General features: G+C 51.0%; 1 protein-coding gene. It reads left to right on the top strand.

Going from position 1 to position 206, the window contains the following annotated elements:
- Nucleotides 1-206, top strand: a 206-nt coding sequence (locus NLF92_RS14160; protein ID WP_254102919.1) for a hypothetical protein, incomplete at both ends; no start/stop codon positions are given.

Raw genomic sequence — 206 nt, 5'->3', positions numbered from 1 at the left:
CATTGTTGCCACGCTCGCACTGGGTATCATGATAGCCAACAACCTCATTACGCCACTGTGGTTCACCTTCGCCTACAAAAGACAGCCACAGCACTCTTTGCAAGCCGGGCAACTGCTGTCAATCCGACGGTTAACGGTATTGGTCGTACTATCAGTCGCCTTCTGGTATCACGTGAACATCAGTCAATCTGCGCCCCTGGTAAAAA

Source organism: Opacimonas viscosa (assembly GCF_024199005.1).
Lineage (GTDB): Bacteria > Pseudomonadota > Gammaproteobacteria > Enterobacterales > Alteromonadaceae > Opacimonas > Opacimonas viscosa.
This window is presented reverse-complemented; position numbering and strand designations above follow the sequence as displayed.